Consider the following 20,603-nt stretch of genomic DNA (forward strand, 5'->3'; position numbering starts at 1 on the left):
ACAAGAGTTCATATGTTATAGGAGAGTATCGCTATTTTGAACAAGGAATAAAATAATGGAGGTGTAAGGAAAATGAAACTTGGGAGATTTTTTTCAACAGCTATTGTAGTAGCACTAATTATGACTTTTTGTGCTTTTCCAGCAATGGCGGCGGCATGGAGACTTTCCAACCAGCTTCCACCATCACACTTCATCTCCGAGGGTATGGATTGCTTTGCCCAGAAAGTAGCAGAGTACTCCAATGGAAAAATGAAAGTTGAGGTTTTTCACTCAGCACAGCTTTTTAAGGATACTGAGATAGTAGAAGCTGTCCAAGAAGGACTTGTTGAGCTGGCCTTAGTACCAGTCAACAAGTGGTCAGGGATGGTTCTCGCAGCTGATGTTTTTGAGATGCCCTTCATTTTCAAAGATCTTGACTCCCCCAAAAAGTTCATAGAGAGAGGTGCAGGAGATATCCTTGACAATGAATTCATGGGCAAGGGAGCAAAAGTTGTTTTTTGGGTAGATTACGGTCTGGTCCAATTCTATAACAGCAAGCGTCCACTCGCGAAACCTGCTGATTTTGCAGGTCTCAAAATAAGAACCTTTAGCAAGGGGACTGCTGATACAGTAAAGGCTCTGGGCGGCATCCCCGCAGTGATGAGCTCTTCTGAAATGTATATGGCTCTTCAAAGAGGCACCGTTGATGGTGCCACCACAGGAATGCCTGCTGCAGTTTCAAGAAAAATATTTGAAGTTCAGAAGTATATGACCCTTGCGAACTATACTACTGCCCAGTTTTTCGTCCAGGCGAACCTGGAATGGTGGGATTCACTTAAGGATGAAGAAAAGGAAGTTCTCCTTAAAGCCGGGGAAGATGCGGCCACATTTATCCGTGGATCAATAACTGCAGCTGAAGAGAAAGCCTATAACGTTATTAAAGATGGTGGAGTTCAGATTTACGAGCTTAATGATGAGGAAAGAGCAGTTTTCATGAAAGCGACAGAGCCTGTAAGGGATGCCTTTGTTAAGGAAACTGGCGAAGTTGGTAAAAAACTCATGGAAATCGTAGCATCCCTTGACTAACAGTAAAGAAAATAAATCTTTAAAGTAAAAACTTTAGCATCATTTTAGTGAAGGGAGAAGGTTGTGCATCCTTCTCCCTTCACTAAAACATAATGTTCTACCTTATTTTTTGTAAAAATGAGGGGAACTTGAATTTAATAGAGTATTAAGATCAAGTTTGTTAGGTTGAGAAATTCTTGACATCCAAAGGTTTAATGGTGTTTTTGTTTTTCAGAAAATTATTTTCAGTAAGACGGGGGGAGTAGTCTTGTTCTCATCTTTAAAAAAACTTGCAGAAAGGTTAAATCTCCTGATTGGATACAGCAGCGGTCTAGGTATTCTTGTAATGGGGATCATCCTTTTTTATGAAGTTGTAGCAAGGTACGTCTTCAACTCACCAACTATTTGGGCACAAGAAATATCGGTTTTTATCTTCATGTGGACTATGTTAGCAGGTGCTGCCTATACACTGCAAGTAGGCAAACATGTACGGATAGATCTCCTAGTCATTAGGTTTTCAGAAAAGACTCAAAATTACCTTGAATTCTTTACTAGTATCTTGGGAATGCTCTTTTCAGCTTATGTAACATTACAGGGTTTTGAAATGTTGAAGGCCACGCTTAAATATAATAAGTTATCAGCGACGCCGCTGAGAGTTCCACTGTGGATTCCCCAACTTGCCCTTCCTGTGGGATTCGGCCTTCTCACTCTTCAGTTCGTAATAATCTTAGGCGCTAAATTTCCTACCCTTAGCGGACATGAAAAAAAGGAGGGGGAAAATCAATGCTAAATTTCCTCTTGGTTATAGGCCTTCTTCTTATAATTCTTTTTATGGGACTTCCTGTTGCTTTCTCTCTCGGCTCTACTTCTGTTTTGCTTATATTTCTTTATAGTCTTCCTACCAAGATCGTTGGAACTACAATGTTTTCAGGCATGGAAAGCTTTACCCTTTTGTCCATACCTTTGTTTATTCTGATGAGCCAAATTCTTTTGGATGGGAGGGTCGGAGACGACCTTTTTGAAGTAATGAATGCCTGGGTCAGACATCTTCCTGGGGGCCTTGCCGTTGCCACTATCCTTGCCTGTGCTTTCTTTGCAGCCATAACAGGGTCAGGTGCAGCAACTGCTGCTACCATTGGAATGGTGGCATATCCAGCAATGATAGAGAGAGGGTACGATAAAAAATTTACTTTGGGACTTCTTGCTGCCGGAGGAACTCTGGGTATTCTGATCCCCCCAAGTATTCCGATGATTCTCTATGGTGCAATTACTGAGGAATCTGTGGGAAAGCTCTTCATTGCAGGAGTGATACCGGGGCTCGTGTTGACCGCCATATTTGTTGTCTATGCTGTAATAAAAAGCATGAGGGGAGGCTTTACTCCCATGGAGAGAACCAGCTGGCCTGAAAGATTAGCGGTAACTCGTAAGAATATCTGGGGAATTTTTCTTCCGGTACTTATCATCGGTGGTATCTATAGTGGGATTTTTACCCCCACCGAAGCTGCTTCAGTAGGTTTAATCTACAGCCTTATCATTACCGTAGTGATTTACAAAACTATAAAATTGAAGGAACTACCCGAAATCTGTCTGAAATCAGTGGGTACTTCCTGTATGATTGCAGTAATAATTGCTGCTGCAGTCCTCTTTGGTAAGGTCATGACAATGCTTATGATACCGCAAAAATTGACCCAGTTAATTATAGAGAACAATCTGTCGCCTCTAATGTTCATCCTCGCTATGAACCTGTTTATGATAGTACTAGGGATGATACTTGAAACAGTTTCTATCATTTTACTTACCATGCCTTTGGTCACTCCCATTCTCTTTGCTTTGAATATTGACCCAATCTGGTATGCTGTTGTCCTCACCATAAACATGACCATGGCATTGATAACACCTCCTGTAGGGATGAATCTTTACGTTATAAATGGTTTGCGTGATGACATCCGCATGTCAGACATCATCCAGGGAGTATGGCCCTTTATCATACTCATGGTATTCATGTTGCTACTTTCTATAGCATTCCCGCAAATGAGTCTCTGGTTGCCATCAATAATGCATTAAGTCAGGAAGTGGACAGGGGATGTAGTTTTGAAAAAGGAAAATAGCAGAATCAGATTGAGGAAACTTCTTTCCAGGAAAGAAATATTAGTAGTTCCTGGTGTACATGATGGACTAACTGCCAGGATAGTTGAAACAGAGGGTTTTAATGCTCTCTATATGACGGGTTACGGAACTTCTGCGAGCATGTTGGGCAAACCTGATGTGGGATTACTTACCTTAACCGAGATGGCGGCAAGGGCATCTCGACTTGTAGATGCTGTGGATATCCCAGTCATAGCCGATGCGGATACAGGTTATGGCAATGCCGTGAATGTGACCAGAACTGTAAGGGAATATGAAAAAGCAGGTGTTGCATGCCTGCAGTTGGAAGACCAGGTAGCACCCAAGAAGTGTGGCCATATGCTGGGTAGGGAGATAATATCAATCGAAGAGATGACAGGAAAGATAAAAGCAGCCTGTGACGTCAGACAGGATGATGAGCTTATGATTATGGCTCGAACTGATGCCAGAACCAGTTTTGGCATTAATGAAGCCATAGAAAGAGGCAAGGCCTACGAAGAAGCGGGCGCAGATATTATTTTTATAGAATCTCCTGAAACGGAAGAGGAAATGAAACAGATTACTTCCAGTTTTTCTGTTCCAGTTCTCGCAAATATGGTGGAACATGGTCGTACCCCATTTCTTCCAGTATCTGTGCTCGAAGAAATAGGTTATGATCTGGTAATTTTCCCGGTGACCTCTACCTATGTCATAGCAAGGGCAGTGTCAGAAGTAATGAAGACCCTTAAGGAAACGGGGTCTACGGGAAACATAGTAGATAAGATGATAGCCTTTGAAGAGTTCAATAAACTTATCGGATTACCTGCTATTTGTGAAATAGAAAAACGATACTCCACCGGAAGGGGAATAGCAGCGGATAATTAATCTTCTGGGTGATTGCTCAACTTTTGAGGGTTAGCTACGAAAAAATCAACTGGATGGAGGAGTAGCCATGAAAAAATCAACATTGCTTAGAAACAGGCTTAAGGAATCTCGGGCTATTTTAGCACCAGGGGTCTATGATTCGCTAAGTGCCAGAATATGTGAAATGGTTGGATTTGAAGCTCTTCAGCATTCGGGATACGGTACAGCTGCTGCGATATTGGGACAGCCTGACATTGGACTTCTCACTCTTTCCGAAATGGCTTCTCAGGTCAGAGCCATAGTAAGAGCTGTCAATATTCCTGTGGTTGGTGATTCTGATAATGGTTTTGGAAATGCCGTCAATGCCTATCGTACGGTACAGGAGTATATAGCAGCAGGGGCGGCAGGGCTTTTTATGGAGGATCAGGTTGCCCCAAAAAGATGTGGACACATGGAAGGCAAACAAGTGATCTCGTATGAAGAAATGGAGGGCAAGCTCCGGGCTGCCATGGATGCAAAAAAGGACCTTGATCCCGATTTTGTGATTATATACCGGACAGATGCCATTGCAGTTAATGGGTACCAAGATGCACTTACCAGAGCTAAGAGAGCCGCTGATTTTGGAGTGGATATGGTGTTTGTTGAAGCCCTGGAAACACGCGACCAGATCGAGAAAACGGCCGTAGAGCTTAGGGGCATTCCTCTAATGCTTAACCTCATAGAAGGAGGCAAAACACCCCTCATTCCAATAGAGGAAGCAGAGGAGATGGGGTATAAATGGATTGTACCTGCTCTTTCTACCCTTTATTCAGCAGCAAAGGGTATGTTTGATGTGATGAGTGAAATCAAAGAAAAAGGAGTATCCGATCGATACCTTGATAAACTTATATCGTTTAGGGAATTTGCAGAAGTGGTTAACCTTGAGTACATCAGAAAAATGGAAGAAGAGTATCTTCCTAAAAATGTAATTGAGGAAAAATACCATGGCAAAGAGAAGATAGTAGGATAAAAGGCCCTCGTCTTAAGGAATCAATTGAGCTAAAGCCAAAGGCTTGTGTAAGTTAAAGAGCCCAGCCGCTGTTAATCGGCTGGGCTCTTTCGTTAAATCAGATTGCTTCTTTATTTGTGTGGAAATATTAGTTAATCCTGAGGTTCCCAGGTTTCTTTGCAGCGGTCGAGGATGTACTCCCAGTCCTTCTCTATATCGGCTTGGGCCTGTTCTAGAAGGGCTTTGGACTTCTCTCCTTTAAAGAGGTGGGAATATCGTCCCTGAGGTTTCAGGAATTCCTCTACAGGTACCCGTTTTTTAGGCTTGTATGAGAGTTTCCATTCTCCTTCAATAACTTCATAAATAGGCCAGAAACGAGTATCAGCGGCTTTTTTGCAGATATCTCCTTGAAGAGCGGGATCGATTCTCCAAAAAAGAACACATGGAACAAGAATGTTTACAAAAGCTGGTCCTGGAGTTTCAATAGCCCTCTTAACCTTGGCGGCTACATCCATGTGATTGAACAACGTTGTCTGAGCCACGTAAGGGACATGGTGGGCCGCTGCGATGCTTGTAAGATCTTTGGGCTTTTGCAGTTTGCCGGGAATGACGCTGCCTGCTGGAGAAGTGGTGGCATTGGCTCCTCGAGGCGTGGCGCTGCTTCGCTGGGCTCCAGTGTTCATATACCCCTGGTTGTTGTAGCAAATGTAGGTAAAGTCATGACCTCTTTCGAGGGCACCTGAAAGGGACTGAAGTCCAATATCGTAGGTTCCGCCATCGCCGCCAAAAGCGACGAACTTGATCTCTTTGTCTATTTTCCCTCTCTTCTTCAGAGCCTGATAGGCTGCTTCTACGCCAGAAACTCCAGCTCCGGCATTTTCAAAAGCCGTGTGAATCCATGGCACGCGCCAGGCGCTAAAGGGGTACACAGTTGTAGAAACCTCAAGGCATCCAGTAGCGTTAACCACTACGAGGGGGAAATCTACTCCCATGAGTCCCTGGTGTACAGCCGTAGGGGCTCCGCAACCAGGGCACATGCGGTGTCCCTGTGTCATAGGGCTTTTTTTATGAACAACATCTTTTATTCTTATACTCATCTTCGTTATCCCCCTATTCTAGAAGGCCGATGTAGTGCTCTTCGGGCGAAATGTTGCCATTTATGAGGTCCATAAAGATATTCTCAGCATACTGTGGGAAGAAATCCCTTCCGCCAAGGCCATATATGCAGCTGTTGGTGGGGATTAATTCTCCGGCAGCGTAGAGGGCGCTTCTGACCTCTGCTGCAAGTGGCGCGGTTCCGCCTAAGCTCAGGCTTCTGTCAAGAACAGCAATCGCTTTTTTACCCTTAAGGGCAGCAGCTATTGCTTCAGTGGGGAAGGGGCGGAACATGCGGATACGAAGGCACCCTACCTTGTGTCCCTTTTTCCTCATTTCATCTACCACATCTTTCACTGCTCCTGATGCAGAAGACATGACAACAATTACGTAATCGGCATCATCAGTTTTGTAGCAGTCGATCATGGGGTAGTAGCGGCCAGATATGGCTTCATATTCCTTTGCAATTCCGTCATAAAGCTCAAGAGCTTTTTTGTTTGCTTCGATCTGCTGACGCTTGATCTCAAAATAATACTCGGACATGGCAAAGGATCCGTATGTTACTGGATTTTCAATATCAAGCAATGGGTTTATTGGGTTCCGTTCGCCGATGAATTTCTTTGCAGTTTCATCGTCCAGGTACTCTACAGGTTCGAAGCCATGGCTGGTAATAAAGCCGTCCTGGCAGACAAATACGGGAGTAAGAACATCTTTGTTCTCACTGAGCCGTATGGCCATAAAGGCTGAATCGTATACTTCCTGGGCATCTTCGCAGTATAGGTGTATCCACCCATAATCCCGTTGGGCCATGCTATCGCTGTGGTCGCAGTGGATATTTATGGGGGCTCCTACGCTTCTGTTCACTAGCCCAAAGACTATGGGGGTTCTGAAGCAACCCGCAATAGGGAATATCTCGTGCATGAGCGCTACGCCATTCGCGCTTGAAGCTGTCATGACACGAGCTCCCGCAGCTGAGGCCGTTACACAGGCAGTGATGGCAGAGTGCTCACTTTCTACTGTAACAAAGTTTGTGTCGACCTCGCCGTTGGCTACAAATTCTGCGAATTTCATGATTATATCTGTTGAAGGCGTGATGGGATATGCCGCAACGACGTCCGGATTTATTTGGCGCATTGCTTCAGCAAAAGCCCAGTTTCCTGATGTAATTTCTTTACGAGGCATCTTCTTCTGCTCCCTTCTACGCGAACTCGGCCTCAGGCCGCATCTCTATGGCCTTTTTGGGGCACACCTGGGCGCAAATTCCGCAACCCTTACAGTAGAAGTAGTCGACACCCGTTACTTTTCCATTTTCATCGGTAGTAATGGAACGGTCCGGGCACTGAACCCAGCAAAGCATGCATGATATGCACTCATCTTCATTCCATACGGGACGAATGCTTCTCCATTGGCCAGTTTCAACGTTTTCGGCCGAAGCTCCGTAAGCAATTCCTCCCATGGGAACATCCTGCCATTTTTGGGGTTTGCCTACATCCTTCATCTCTTTCCAATTCTTGCTGCCACTCATCCGATCTGTACCTCCTCATAGCCCCTCCGGATGGCTCGGAGATTGGCTGATAGTACCTTTTCAGGTAGTTTAGCCATTTTGTGCGCGAAGTGTTCAACGAATGCCTGAATGGGAACCTCTGTAAAGATATGAGCAAAGGTTCCAAGCATAGGAGCGTTGGGGCGGTTCTGACCAAACTCCTCCAGGGTGATCTTGGTTGCATCGATAGTGATAACCTTGACTGCATCTGGAAGACCGAGTTTCTTCTTAACATCGGCTGGAGACATGGGGGTGTTGATAAGGTAGATTGTGTTATTATCACATCCTTCGGTTGGACGGGCAGCATCGAGCAATGTTGGGTCTATGACTGCTACCACATTAGGATTCTGTACGCCGCAGCGTTTGCGGATAGGCTGGTCAGACACCCGGTTATAGGCTTTCATGGGTGCTCCCTGGCGTTCCGCCCCGTACTCGGGAAAGGACTGCACAAATTTCCCGGCCCCGAACAACACCTCGGAGAGTATGGCTGAGCCAGACTTGGCTCCTTGGCCTCCTCGTCCATGCCACCTGATCTCAATGGCCTGAGGCATTACTGCATCACTCCTTTCAAGTATTCATAAAATAGAGTTTAGTATGGCAATTTGATTGCGTCAACTCAAGTAATAAAAAAGCATTATCAGATAATGATAATCTCGTGCTGTGTTTCTCCTAAAAACAATTGTCGGTCTGTGTATAGGCAAGTGGTTCCTGGTGGTAGCTTAATATAAAAAAGAAATTGACAGAACAATTTAGACTTAAAACGAATAAACATGTCTTTTTTAAAAATTACCATTGATTTTGGCGCTGTAGATGTTAAACTGATAGTGGCTTTTATTCGGGCCTGTGCCCTGCCTACCGCTTATTCCAGAAGGCCAAATCTATTTAAATGAAAAGGAAGATTGATGTGTATACGCCGAAGCTCTTGAGTGAATTGAAGCAATACTCTCGCGAGAAGGCCGTTGCTGATCTTTTCGCGGGAATTACTGTTGGCATTGTGGCCCTTCCACTGGCTATGGCCTTTGCGATTGCCAGCGGACTGCCTCCTGAGAGAGGTTTGTTCACAGCTATTGTAGCAGGTTTTCTGATTTCTGCTCTTGGGGGGAGCAGTGTGCAGATAGGTGGTCCAACCGGTGCTTTTGTAGTGCTTGTATCTGCCGTCGCCACTGAATATGGTTATTCCGGGCTGGCACTTTGCACTCTTATAGCAGGTGTTTTCCTCATATTGTTTGGTGTATTTCGCATGGGCGGTTTTATTAAATTTATTCCTTTCCCCGTAACTACCGGTTTTACAACGGGCATTGCAGTAGTCATTTTTTCGACTCAGATTCGCGATCTTTTAGGTCTCAATGTTGAAAATGTCCCAGCGGAGTTTTTACTGAAGTGGCAAGTTTATCTGAAGAACCTGGGTTCTTTTGATCCTCAAACTGTGGCAATAGGGTTTGGAACCATTCTTGTAATTGTGATGGTGCGGCGTTTTTGGCCCAAGCTGCCTGCCATGCTAATAGGCATGATTGCAGCAACAGTTCTTGCTGCCGCTCTCCATTTGGATGTGGCGACAATAGGAAGCCGCTTCGGAGATTTGCCCCGCATGTTGCCTGCTCCTTCATTACCAAAGTTCGACCTTGCCCAAATCGGACTTTTAGTGAAACCAGCCTTTACTATTGCCCTGCTGGCGGCAATTGAGTCTCTTTTATCTGCCACAGTGGCTGATGGAATGATAGGCGGGCGACATAAACCCAATGCAGAACTTATAGCTCAGGGTGTTGCTAATATTGGCAGCGTTTTATTTGGAGGCATTCCAGCCACTGGCGCTATCGCCAGAACGGCTACAAACGTAAAAAGCGGTGCTAAGACCCCTGTGGCCGGAATCATACATTCCATTGTCCTTGCCCTCCTGCTTTTGCTGTGCGCTCCCATAGCCAAGCTTATTCCTCTTTCGGCTTTAGCGGGCATTCTTGTCGTGGTCAGCTACAACATGAGCGAACTTCATCACTTTGTTTCGATTTTTAAAGGTCCGAAAAGTGATGCTTTTGTCTTGGTTCTCACCTTTGCCCTTACAGTTCTTGTTGACCTGACAGTGGCTGTTCAGGTTGGGGTAGTTATGGCTTCCCTTCTTTTTATCTGGAGAATGTCGGAGATTACCGATGTGAGCATGATTACCAAAGAAGTACGAGGAGAAGAGGATTTTGGAGATGATCCCAATGCCATAGCTTTAAGAAAAGTGCCGGTTGGAGTAGAGGTCTTTGAAGTGAACGGCCCCTTCTTTTTTGGCATGGTTAATGAATTCAAAAATGCCCTGCGCAATCTGGAAAAGCCGGTTCCTGTACTTATTATTCGAACAAGAAAGGTTTCAGCAATAGATGCGACAGCTATTCATGTTTTACGAGAGCTTTATCATAGATGCCAGAAAGAAAAAACGCAGCTTATTTTTTCAGGAGTTCAGCCGCAGCCTAGAAGGGCCTTCAGACGATCAGGGTTTATAGAAGAGGTAGGGGCAGAAAATTTTTGCAAGGATATTGATGAGGCCTTAATGCGGGCCCGAGCAGTGCTAGGTCTTGCAAAGGGAGATTAGATCTAGAAGCAAATTTATTGGTAAGTCTCAAATAAATAAGGACAGGCTCGGTTGATTTTTACCGAGCCTGTCCTTATTTAGATCTCTGTTAACAGTATTATTTTTTAAAACTGTATGAGCAAAATTCGCTCGTGCACGGGTTGCTATCACTGATCCATAAGGTTCTCTCCATGAGATTCATTATTATAGAGTATACCGATGCCAGCTGTTTTCCCTCTGGATCTCTAGGATCTTCGTGCCTGCATATGGCATCAGGCGCATTTTTGTGGTCTGACAAAAATCTTTGGCACAATTTTTGGTCTACAGAATCAACATTTTCATTAAGCAGCACATTGATCCTGCCAAGCCTGTGAAAGGTGTCTGGCAATATGACTTTACCATGGTCTTTTTCTTTACATATGATGTTAGGAGAAAGAAAGTGATTAGTGTGGGCCAGGTATCCCTTTTCTGCGTAGAGCACCCCGAAATCTGAAGGGGCAGATTCAATGTTTATAATTTCCCCCTCAGCAGTCCCTACTAAAAAATTCCCGGAGCTAGCCCGTTCTGCTCTGGCTACAGCTTCGACAGCATCACCTAAAGTGGGGGAACTCATAATCTCTCTCAGCAAAATATGAATAGGGACTCCAGGTTTCCCTTTGCCTGTTGAAAGGGCGTTGAAACAAACGCCTATGCCAGCGGAGTTCATCCCCTTGCCGCTTATAATGCCAGCTTCTGCAATGAATAAAAGTTGTGGCAGAGGTTCTTCCTGTTTAATTTGCAGAACGACTAGTGTATCTCCCTGTCTTCGAATCCAATCCCAGTTTTGACACACGTAAGCAACTCCATCTTTTGAAACGGAGGAAGAAACTCCGAAGGCTGTGCACCCATCGAGTGTATTGTCGGGAACAATTTCACTTCTGGAGTTTAAGGTGACAATGTCGTCAAAATGCAAATTTGCTCCTTCAGCGATGCCTTTCATTTCTTCTATAAGCTGTGGGCTGTATTCTGTTATAAATGGGATGTAACTTTTTGCTCTTTCTTTGGCCTCCACCCAGCTCATTCCGGAGAAGGATTCAAACATAAAAGAGTAATTCGAAATGCCTTTTCGAATAAGATTGGAACATTCTTTGCCGTATATCCTTCCTCTCTCAAAAGGACTTCCCTCAAGCTGTATAAACGGATATCCAGTTTTGGTCATAGGCTGTAACCCCCTTCTATATAAATAGTGTTTTTATTCCACCATTTGACAATGATTAATATATAGCGTAAATTTATACAAGTTAGTGGTCAGACCTCTTACCACTAATGAAATTCATAAATATAATAGCATTTTTTAAAAAATATTAAAGTTCAAATGTTTTAAAAAGTCATTCGCATATTTTGTAGGAGTGGTAGAGATGGGAATTTCTTTTACAAAAATTAATCGACAATCTGTTACAGAAAGTATAGTAGAGGCCTTAAAACAAAAAATACTTAACGGAGAGATTTCTTCTGGAGACAAATTGCCCTCCGAAAGAGATTTAGCTGAGAGTTTTGGGGTTAGCAGAGCATCTGTAAGAGAGGCGATGAGAGCTCTCAGGTATATGGGCGTGCTAGAAGTCCACAGCGGAGAGGGGACTTTTCTGACCGAAAACATCTCACTTCTCTCTGATCATTTTAAAATTTCTCTTCTTCTTAAGCAGTGCTCTGTAAAGGAACTTGTAGAAGCGAGAAAAATAATAGAGTGTGAAACAGTATCCCTTGCAACGATAAGATCTTCTAAGGAAGAGAAAGATGCCTTGAAAAAGCTGCATAAGTACGCGATGACGCTTGTAGACGATGAACAGCCTTTTTTGAAAGCGGATTTTGATTTTCATGAAAAAATAGCGGAGATGAGCCAGAACATGGTGCTTGTTGAAATGTTGAATGCTACCCGAGATTTAACTCTTTCAGAAAATATGTATGTTATTGAGCGTGAAGGACAAATTAAGCGAGCATTGGATTTTCACTCCTCAATACTCTATTACATTCTTTCATTTGATGCAGATAACGCACAGAAAGCCATGCTCGCTCATTTGGAAGATATAGAACGTTCTATAAGGGACCTTGTTAGCAGACATTGATCTCAGTTGTTAATGGAGGTGGGACAGGGAAACTTGTATTAGTCGTAGGGTAAAAGAAAAAATGCTGTGATGAAGGAGGGACAATGCTTTTGGCTAATTTCAAGGTTTTCATGACAGATACTATTTTCCCCGACTCAGTCATTGAAGAGGAGGAGTTGGCTAAAATAGGCGCGCAACTTCAAATTTCCTCTGACAAAACATCGTCGGCTTTCATAACTGAAGGGCATGATTGCGATGCTATGCTGGTGGTATACGCACCGGTGGGCGAAGAGGTGATTCGCAAGCTCGATAAGTGCAGGATCATTGTACGAACGGGAATAGGAGTCAACAATATAGATGTGGATGCAGCTACCGAAAAAAAGATTATGGTATGTAATGTCCCTGATTATTGTATAGAAGAGGTTGCAGATCATACCATAGCCTTATTCCTTTCAGGGATAAGAAAGGTTTCCTATCTCAACCAGAAAATCAAAGGCGGCCAATGGGATGTAACACTTGCGAAGCCGGTTCCCCGTTTGAGAGGGAAAAAATATGGAGTTCTTGGCTGCGGTGCCATAGGCAGAGAAGTAGCCACGCGAGCTCTGGCTTTTGGAATGGATATATATGGGTATGATCCGTACCTCTCTGATGAGAGATTCAACTCCCTTGGCATTACACGCGTTGCAAGCATCGAAGAAATGTTTTCGACTGTTGATTTTTTTTCGCTTCATATGCCTCTTACAAAAGAAACACACCATCTTATCAATGCATCAACTCTATCTCTTATGAAACCTTCTACTTTTTTTGTTAATACTTCGAGAGGACCTCTTGTGAATCAAAAAGATCTTTATCAGGCTTTAGTTGAAAAGCGTATAGCAGGAGCTGCCCTTGATGTGCTGGAAATAGAGCCTCCTGAGGCACCTTTTGCTCTTGCCGGGCTGGACAATATCATTCTTACCCCTCACGCAGCTTTCTATTCAGATGAGTCTGAAATAGAGTTAAGACGAAAGGCGGCCCAGGAAATAGTAAGAGCGTTGACAGGCAATAATCCCAAAAACTGGGTAAATAAATTTTAAGCATACTTTTTATGAGGAGGAGCTAAGATTATGACAGTAAAATTCAACAATTCTCCCACTCCTTGGAAGACAGATCTATGGTACACGAGTCCCTGGAACTTTTCAGATGAGGCAAGGAAAGGGTTCGACTTTTCTAAGAAAATTCAGTTTCACGATGTTTCCCTTCGTGACGGTGAGCAGCAATCAGGGCTCATCTTCACTAAAGATCAAAAAGTTGCTTTAGCTGAGAAGCTGGCAGAAGTAGGTATTCACAGAATAGAAGCTGGTATGCCCGCAGTTTCAGATCAAGATGAAGGGGCAATCAAAGAGATAGTTAGGCGCAACCTTGGTCCAGAAATCTTTGCTTTCGCCCGCTGTATGAAAGACGATGTGAAAAGAGCCCTTGATTGTGGTGTTAAGAGCATTGTCATGGAAGTTCCAACAAGTGATCATCTGTTGAAATATGCCTATAGGTGGGAAGTTCAGAAGGCTATAGACGTATCCATCGAGTCTACCCTCTATGCTCGTGATAATGGGATGTACGTTTCTTTCTTCACTATAGACGGAACAAGAACAGGTATCGATGAATACCTCGATTTGATAGAGCTCATTGCAGAAAATGGCCATATGGACGAACTCACAGTAGTAGATACTATGGGTGGACTTATGCCCCAGGCCGTTCCCTTCCTTATAAAGAAAGTAAAAGAGCGGATTTCAGATAAACCCGTAGGCATCCATTTTCATGATGACTTTGGCCTTGGTGCAGCGAATACTCTTGCCGGCCTTGCAGCTGGAGCAGATATTGCCCATACAACTATCTCTGGCATCGGAGAGCGGGCGGGGAACGCTCCTTACGAAGATGTGGCTCTCTCCCTTCTGACCATGTACGGAGTGGATACAGGTTTAAAGTACAATAAATTCTATCCTCTCTCTCGATATCTCCAGAGTATTTCTGGTCTTAAAGTTCGTCAGAACAGGGGAATAGTAGGAGAAAACGTGTCTGACATTGAATCCGGAATTGTGGCGGGATGGTTTAAAAATGCCAATGACGAGGCTCCCCTTGAGCTTTCTCCTTATCTCTACAGTTTGACAGGACATCCAGACGCAAAGGTTACTATTGGAAAGATGAGCGGCATTCCAACTGTTGACATCTATCTTGATAAATTGGGACTCGATGTAAAAGACGCTAATGTGAAGCTGGAAATAGTTAATGCCATAAAAGCAAAAGCTTTCGAAAAGAGCGCTCTTTTGACTGAGCAGGAGTTTGAGGAAATAGCACGGAACATTATTGATAAGGCGTAATAGCACGGTAATAGCACGGTACAAAGGACTACGTTTTTACTATTTCTTGGAGGTGGAGGAAGTAATGTTTAAAAAAGGGATTAGTATGTTGTCAGTCTTAGTACTTGTTATTTGCGTATGTGTTTTTGCAGTGGGGACAGCTGCAGAGGCAGCTAAAACAATCACTATCAAATTTGCCCACAACGGTAATACTATTCCGGAAGATCCTCAGAATATCGCTTGTACAAAGTTTAAGGAAATGGTAGAGGAAAAGTCAGGCGGAACCCTTAAGGTAGAGCTTTATCCTGCAGGCCAGCTTGGCGACGCCAGAACCATAGTTGAAGGCGTGCAAATGGGAACCATTGAGATCGGTGACATTGAGAATGGCCCTATGGGGCGTTTTGTTCCAGAAGCAATGCTTTGGGATTTACCCTTTATATTCCGTGATATAGACCATGCCCATAAGGTGCTCGATGGCGAACTTGGCCAGATGGTACAGGAGAAATATGTAGGCGTAGGCATTAGACACCTTGCCTACAATGACGGCGGTTTCAGATATTTTACAAACAATGCAAGACCTATTAACACCATGGCTGACATTAAAGGACTCAAGATTCGTGTTATGGAAAGCAAGGTCATGATAGATACTCTTGCTGCTTTTGGCGCATCTCCCGTGCCCATGGCTTTTGGAGAACTCTATACGGCTCTTCAGCAAGGTGTTGTTGATGGACAGGAAAACCCTCTTAACCTTATTTTCAGCCAGAGATTTTATGAAGTACAGAAATATCTTTCTCTGAGCGGCCACTTCTATTACCCAAGGCAGTATATTGCTTCTGAAAATTGGTGGAAAACTCTGAGCGACGAACATAAGAAAATTATTGCCGAGAGTGCAAAGATCGCATGTGACATTCAGAGAGAAGAGCTGGCAAAGTATGAAGTAGCCATGAGAACGGTATTGAAAGAAAAAGGCATGGAGATCAATGAAGTTGATAAAACCGATTTCATCGAGACAGCCCAGACGAAACTGTACCCCTCCTATTACAGTGTTGTAGGGGGCGGGGATGAAGCTTACGGCAAAGAGCTTATAGAAAAGATCAACAACACGAAGTAACAACATTTCACTTATAGGGGGCTGCCGTTATTGTGTCAGCCCCCTGATTTCTAATTAACCGCGCTTTTGTTTCCTGTATTTAGATGGTTGTCAAAACAATGTTTCTGAATATTACGAGGTGGTTTCCCATGACTCATAGAGAACAAAAGCTTCCATTTAGCATGAATTACCTGGTAAAGTGGTTTCTTGCCATTATTATGATTGGCATCACCTTTTTGACCTTTTACCAAGTTGTTATGCGTTATGTTTTTAATAACGCTCCATCATGGGCAGAAGAATTAGTCCGCTTTTTGTTTATATGGTGTACTTTCATAGCAGCTGCTATTGGTATAGAAGAAAAAATTCATATAGGAATAGATGTAGTAGTTAACCTTCTTCCCTCAAAAATACAGAAAAGTGTAGAGATTCTTGTATATGCAGCCCTTATAGTCTTTTCCGGCTACCTCATTTATTACGGCTGGAAAATATCTCTAACAACGAAGAATCAGCCATCTCCTGCTCTGGGATTACCCATGTTCTGGGTGTATCTCTCCATTCCTGTTGCAGGTTGTTTAAATATTTATTACTGTCTAAAACAAATGCGCAAAAACTTCAGCCAAATTGTCGAGTAGAGGGAGGGGAAAACCTTGTTATCTGCTTTAATTATTTCGCTTGTTGTTTGTTTTATTGCCAATGTCCCAATAGGTTTTTCTTTGGGCATAGCATCTTTGGCAAGTCTCATAGCTTCTGGAAGTATGCCCATAGTGCTTATTCCCCAGAGAATGGTAGCCGGAGCAAATTCGTTCCCCTTGTTAGCCATCCCTTTCTTTATGTTAGCTGGCGCCATAATGGAGCGAGGTGGCGTTTCAAAGCGCATAGTATCTCTCGCTAGCACTTTGGTTGGACACATTACGGGAGGATTGGCAGCCGTTTCTATAGTGGCCTGTACTTTTTTTGCGGCTATTTCCGGATCTACTCCAGCAACCGCCGCTGCAGTGGGTAGCCTGACGATTCCGGAAATGGAGAAGCGGGGATATGATAAATCTTACGCTTCAGCGGTAGTGGCGGCTGCTGCTTGTCTTGGAGTAATTATTCCCCCAAGTATCACTATGGTCGTTTTTGGCACAGTGGCGAATGTTTCGGTAGGGCAGCTTTTAATAGGAGGAATTATCCCAGGCATCTTTCTTTCCCTTCTTTTATTAGGTATGAACAGAATTCAGTCAAAAAAACAAGGTTATCCTACGGAAGAGAAGAAGTCATGGACCGATAGAAAAACTTCTTTTGTGGAAGCCATCTGGGGGCTTTTAATGCCTGTTATTATTCTTGGCGGCATTATGACGGGTATCTTTACTCCAACTGAATCCGCAGCTATAGCAGTTGTTTATGGTTTATTTGTCAGCTGCTTCATATACAAAGAACTGACATGGAAAGATATTATGCCTATTTTTTATAAAGCCGCTCTCAACTCTGCAATGATTATGATTCTGATCGCCGCTGCCAATCCTTTTGGGTGGCTAATGACGATCAAGCAAGTTCCACAGCTTTTTTCATCGGCTATTCTTGGTTTCTCTACCAACCCCGTAGTAATTTATGCGTTAATGCTCATAATTTATCTTATCCTTGGGACATTTATGGAAACGGCAGCAATTATACTCCTTGTGGTTCCTATATTTGCACCTATTGCTTCTCAGCTGGGTTTCGATATGGTTCAATTTGGTGTCGTTACAGTTATTTCTCTGGCTATTGGAATGGCAACCCCGCCAGTAGGCATCTCTCTTTTCGCCACCTGTGCGATCAGTGATATTTCTATAGGTCAGATTACGATTAAAATTATTCCATTTTTATTTGTTTTAGTTTTAGGGCTTTTCATTTTGGCCTATGTCCCGGCTATTACTACCTTTTTACCAAAACTTCTTTTTTAACGGATGTAAGAAAAGGAAACTGAAAAATATAAAGAAGGGGGGACGATAGACTTGTTATTAAAATATGGAAAGGGTTCTCTGCGTTTAAACATGGAGGAACTTGTTCAAGCTAACATTATTACCGCCAATGAACGGCCAGGTGTAAAATCTCCGATTCAATTAGTGCGTGAGAAACTTAAGGCTCCTTTGGGGACCCTGCCTCTTTCCCATATTGTGCGAAACAAAAAGCCTGAAAAGGTCGTTATTGTGGTAAATGATATTACCCGCCCCACGCCAAATGACATACTTCTTCCCCCTATTCTTGAAATTCTTCATGGAGAGGGTTTGAAAGAAGAACAGATTTCGTTTCTAATAGCTACGGGGATACACGAACCGCACTCCGTCGAGCAGAATAAACAAATATTCGGAGAAGGCCTTGTTGAAAGGTACCGTTTCATATCTCATGACTGTGACAGCGAAAATGTAAAAAACCTTGGGGTAACATCTTATGGCACTCCTATTTTCATCAACAGAGAGGCTTGCGAAGCAGACCTTCTAATATCAGTTGGCGTAATCCTTCCCCATTATTTTGCAGGTTTTTCAGGAGGGAGGAAATCCATTCTGCCAGGAGTGGCTTCAAGGGAAACGATAGAATCCAATCATTCCAGAATGGTGGGACTGCTCGATTCTATGCCACCGCTAGAAGCAAACCCCCTTAGCAATGAAATGCTGGAAGGAGCTCGTTTGGCAGGTCTGGATTTCATTGTTAATGTAGTTCCAAACAGCCAAAAAGAAATAGTTGAAGTAGTTGCGGGAGACTTTGAAAAAGCATGGCTTGAAGGCGTGAAAATTTCCGCGGAGATGTACGAGATTCCACTGCCAGAGGAAGTGGATGTGACATTTGTTTCTTGCGGAGGGTTCCCCAGGGACATAAACATGTACCAGGCACAAAAGGCTCTGGACCATGCAGACCGCATCACAAAAAAGGGCGGAACGATCATTTTATTAGCGGAATGTCCCATGGGGTTTGGGGAGGAAACCTTTGAAATTTTCCTGAGGATGTCTCGTACGCCAATGGAAGTAATAGAGAAAATACGTCAAAAATTTGTTTTAGGCGGTCATAAGGCGTTTGGTATTGCCCGTGTCGCTTTGAATAAGGAGATTTTGCTGATTTCTAATTTTGATCAGCAGCAAACAGCCATGTTATTTGCTCAAAAAATCAATGACCTCGACGAAGCTCTTTCATTCGTAAAGAACAAACATGGATCTTCTTTTAGCAGTGTGATTATGCCTGTGGGGAATCTTACTGTCCCTATGATTGGAGTGTTGTAGCTTTATTACTATCAATCTGCACTGCTTTATGCCATTATTAAAGAGGTGGAGTAGCCTTCTATGATTTACGTTTTACCAGAAGGCTACATCCTTTTTTGATGAGGAGCTATAAACTCTTTAAAGGTTCCTCCCAAAATGGTTTGTGTTATTCCCACGTTCCAGAAACCCTCTGGGAGAACACTCTCCCGGCATTAGAGTTGGATAATGGTATATCTGGGAAATTGTTTGATGCCAAGGCAGCCACCAAATCCCGTACATCTATGCTTCCGCATGCGCAATCCCAATAAACTTCCTGAGTAAATTAGTAGTTTAATCCCTCTTATATACACTTCTTGGCTCTGCAAGACTTCATCAACTTGACAACAGGATCGTACATAATGTACAATATTCCACGTTGAGCGCAGCACTGTGAGAAATTTATAACAAAGGAATCTAAAAATATCCCCAAAAAACAATTTTATTTAAAAAACTATTAATTAAGGAGGAGTTCATATGTGGAAAAATATTGCTTTTGTGACGCCTGACATTGCTTTTGGTATAGATTCCGTCAACAGTGTCGCAGAAAAAGTGAAAAGTCTTAATGGTAAAAGGGTTCTCGTTGTAACGGGGCCATCAGTAAAATCAGCAGGGATTCTTGATAAGGTGCTTGCCCCAATTAAAAGTGAAAAAATCGATTATGATGTGAACGTGCTCCAACGTTCCACAACAGAGCCAACTACAGATTTGGCAGAGGCTGTTGCAAAGATAGTTTCAGACGGCGGCTTCGATGTGGTTATCGGCGTAGGCGGCGGTAGTATTCTTGATGTAGCTAAAATGTCCTCAGCCCTTACGACGAATCCAGGAAAAACAAGAGAGTATTTTGGACGGAACAAAGTAAAGCACAAAGGGCGCCCCACTATTATGATTCCAACAACCGCAGGAACAGGGTCTGAAATCACGAAGCACGCTATATTTTTAGACCAGGAGAACAATGTAAAAAAAGCAGTAGCTTCCGATGCTCTTCTTCCTAACGTAGCAATTGTTGACCCGATGCTTACAGTATCTAGCCCCCGTAATGTCACTAGTGCCTCCGGATTTGATGCCTGGCTTCATGCTGCAGAACCCTTTGTTTCCAAGAGAACCAATCCTATTACAGATGCACTGGCTCTTGAAGCGGTGCGTATTATCACAAAATCCCTTGGCGTTGCTTGGTCAGATCCTAATGATATAGATGCGCGCTACCAGATGTCTCTCGGTTCCCTTATGGCGGGCATGGTATTAAATAATGCCGGGACAAGCCTGGTACACGCTCTGGCCTATCCCATTGGCGGAGAGTACCACGTGGTTCATGGTGTTTCATTAAGCGTTTTGCTTACCTCCTGCTTTAATGCCATTTCTGCCTCTAAGGGAAGGCGTCTTATGCTTCTCGCAGAAGCTATGGGCGAAAATATGGAAGGGCTTTCTGTTCGAGAGGGAGTAGAAGGTGCCCTGGATGCAATGGCTGCCTTTATGAAGAGTGTGGAAATGCCCATTAGCTTAACGGAGGTGGGTATTACAGATCGCACCGCAGTAGGAAGATGGGCAGAGGCAGGCTGGCAGGAGCGTCGTCTTTTGGGTCGATGTGCACGCGATTTGACTGTTGAGGATATTGCCAAGATATACACAGAGGCCTTTGACGCTCGTATTTAAGTAAAAA

General features: G+C 43.6%; 19 protein-coding genes. 14 read left to right on the forward strand and 5 right to left on the reverse strand.

The window, feature by feature from the left end; all coding sequences use genetic code 11:
- Nucleotides 1–72 precede the first annotated feature (72 nt).
- From B2U56_RS05635 to B2U56_RS05655, 5 genes are all read left to right on the forward strand, one after another.
- Nucleotides 73–1,065 carry a DctP family TRAP transporter solute-binding subunit gene (locus B2U56_RS05635; protein WP_273015388.1) on the forward strand — a complete coding sequence of 331 codons (993 nt, stop codon included), beginning with the start codon at nucleotides 73–75 and terminating at the stop codon, nucleotides 1,063–1,065.
- Nucleotides 1,066–1,312: 247 nt separating this feature from the next.
- Complete coding sequence (locus B2U56_RS05640) at nucleotides 1,313–1,834, forward strand: TRAP transporter small permease subunit (RefSeq protein WP_286952727.1); 522 nt, start codon at nucleotides 1,313–1,315, stop codon at nucleotides 1,832–1,834.
- The gene (locus B2U56_RS05645) at nucleotides 1,828–3,108 is read left to right on the forward strand and encodes a TRAP transporter large permease (RefSeq protein ID WP_286952728.1); all 1,281 of its coding nucleotides are present in this window, start codon (nucleotides 1,828–1,830) and stop codon (nucleotides 3,106–3,108) included. Before B2U56_RS05640 ends, B2U56_RS05645 begins: the two co-directional genes overlap by 7 nt.
- Before the next feature lie 27 nt (nucleotides 3,109–3,135).
- Nucleotides 3,136–4,032, forward strand: a complete 897-nt coding sequence (locus B2U56_RS05650) for an isocitrate lyase/PEP mutase family protein (protein ID WP_286952729.1) — start codon at nucleotides 3,136–3,138, stop codon at nucleotides 4,030–4,032.
- A 67-nt stretch (nucleotides 4,033–4,099) separates the two neighbouring features.
- A complete protein-coding gene (locus tag B2U56_RS05655; RefSeq protein WP_286952730.1) occupies nucleotides 4,100–5,020 on the forward strand; it encodes an isocitrate lyase/PEP mutase family protein in 921 nt (306 codons plus the stop codon).
- A gap of 131 nt (nucleotides 5,021–5,151) precedes the next feature.
- On the opposite strand, the gene B2U56_RS05660 is transcribed toward B2U56_RS05655, so the two are convergent.
- Genes B2U56_RS05660 through B2U56_RS05675 form a run of 4 tightly spaced genes read right to left on the reverse strand, consistent with a single transcriptional unit; the run spans nucleotide 5,152 to nucleotide 8,188 of the window.
- Complete coding sequence (locus B2U56_RS05660; protein ID WP_286952731.1) at nucleotides 5,152–6,096, reverse strand: thiamine pyrophosphate-dependent enzyme; 945 nt, start codon at nucleotides 6,094–6,096, stop codon at nucleotides 5,152–5,154.
- Between the two features lie 13 nt (nucleotides 6,097–6,109).
- Entirely contained in the window at nucleotides 6,110–7,276 is a 1,167-nt protein-coding gene (gene porA, locus B2U56_RS05665) for a pyruvate ferredoxin oxidoreductase (protein WP_286952732.1), read from the reverse strand.
- A 16-nt stretch (nucleotides 7,277–7,292) separates the two neighbouring features.
- Entirely contained in the window at nucleotides 7,293–7,619 is a 327-nt protein-coding gene (locus B2U56_RS05670) for a 4Fe-4S binding protein (protein WP_273015319.1), read from the reverse strand.
- The gene (locus B2U56_RS05675) at nucleotides 7,616–8,188 is read right to left on the reverse strand and encodes a 2-oxoacid:acceptor oxidoreductase family protein (protein ID WP_286952733.1); all 573 of its coding nucleotides are present in this window, start codon (nucleotides 8,186–8,188) and stop codon (nucleotides 7,616–7,618) included. Before B2U56_RS05675 ends, B2U56_RS05670 begins: the two co-directional genes overlap by 4 nt.
- A gap of 335 nt (nucleotides 8,189–8,523) precedes the next feature.
- Here B2U56_RS05675 and B2U56_RS05680 point away from each other — a divergent pair, with 335 nt between their 5' ends.
- Nucleotides 8,524–10,209 (forward strand): SulP family inorganic anion transporter, encoded by a 1,686-nt coding sequence (locus tag B2U56_RS05680; RefSeq protein WP_286952734.1) that lies wholly within the window; start codon nucleotides 8,524–8,526, stop codon nucleotides 10,207–10,209.
- A gap of 97 nt (nucleotides 10,210–10,306) precedes the next feature.
- On the opposite strand, the gene B2U56_RS05685 is transcribed toward B2U56_RS05680, so the two are convergent.
- Nucleotides 10,307–11,386, reverse strand: coding sequence for a C45 family autoproteolytic acyltransferase/hydolase (locus B2U56_RS05685; RefSeq protein ID WP_286952735.1), 1,080 nt, complete (start codon nucleotides 11,384–11,386; stop codon nucleotides 10,307–10,309).
- Between the two features lie 199 nt (nucleotides 11,387–11,585).
- Here B2U56_RS05685 and B2U56_RS05690 point away from each other — a divergent pair, with 199 nt between their 5' ends.
- The 8 genes from B2U56_RS05690 to B2U56_RS05725 all read left to right on the forward strand — a co-directional run bounded on the left by B2U56_RS05690 (nucleotide 11,586) and on the right by B2U56_RS05725 (nucleotide 20,596).
- Nucleotides 11,586–12,290, forward strand: coding sequence for a FadR/GntR family transcriptional regulator (locus tag B2U56_RS05690; RefSeq protein ID WP_286952736.1), 705 nt, complete (start codon nucleotides 11,586–11,588; stop codon nucleotides 12,288–12,290).
- Nucleotides 12,291–12,379: 89 nt separating this feature from the next.
- On the forward strand, nucleotides 12,380–13,345 hold the full coding sequence (locus B2U56_RS05695) for a C-terminal binding protein (RefSeq protein WP_286952738.1): 966 nt from the start codon (nucleotides 12,380–12,382) through the stop codon (nucleotides 13,343–13,345).
- A 30-nt stretch (nucleotides 13,346–13,375) separates the two neighbouring features.
- The gene (locus B2U56_RS05700) at nucleotides 13,376–14,626 is read left to right on the forward strand and encodes a LeuA family protein (protein ID WP_286952739.1); all 1,251 of its coding nucleotides are present in this window, start codon (nucleotides 13,376–13,378) and stop codon (nucleotides 14,624–14,626) included.
- Nucleotides 14,627–14,690: 64 nt separating this feature from the next.
- The gene (locus B2U56_RS05705; protein WP_213700179.1) at nucleotides 14,691–15,716 is read left to right on the forward strand and encodes a DctP family TRAP transporter solute-binding subunit; all 1,026 of its coding nucleotides are present in this window, start codon (nucleotides 14,691–14,693) and stop codon (nucleotides 15,714–15,716) included.
- A 128-nt stretch (nucleotides 15,717–15,844) separates the two neighbouring features.
- Nucleotides 15,845–16,327, forward strand: a complete 483-nt coding sequence (locus B2U56_RS05710; protein WP_273015172.1) for a TRAP transporter small permease — start codon at nucleotides 15,845–15,847, stop codon at nucleotides 16,325–16,327.
- A gap of 15 nt (nucleotides 16,328–16,342) precedes the next feature.
- The gene (locus B2U56_RS05715) at nucleotides 16,343–17,617 is read left to right on the forward strand and encodes a TRAP transporter large permease (RefSeq protein ID WP_273015171.1); all 1,275 of its coding nucleotides are present in this window, start codon (nucleotides 16,343–16,345) and stop codon (nucleotides 17,615–17,617) included.
- 51 nt (nucleotides 17,618–17,668) lie between these two features.
- Nucleotides 17,669–18,928, forward strand: a complete 1,260-nt coding sequence (larA, locus tag B2U56_RS05720; RefSeq protein WP_286952740.1) for a nickel-dependent lactate racemase — start codon at nucleotides 17,669–17,671, stop codon at nucleotides 18,926–18,928.
- Nucleotides 18,929–19,420: 492 nt separating this feature from the next.
- On the forward strand, nucleotides 19,421–20,596 hold the full coding sequence (locus B2U56_RS05725; RefSeq protein WP_286952741.1) for an iron-containing alcohol dehydrogenase: 1,176 nt from the start codon (nucleotides 19,421–19,423) through the stop codon (nucleotides 20,594–20,596).
- Nucleotides 20,597–20,603: the final 7 nt, after the last annotated feature.

This window comes from Aminobacterium sp. UBA4987, assembly GCF_002396985.1.
Classification (GTDB): domain Bacteria; phylum Synergistota; class Synergistia; order Synergistales; family Aminobacteriaceae; genus Aminobacterium; species Aminobacterium colombiense.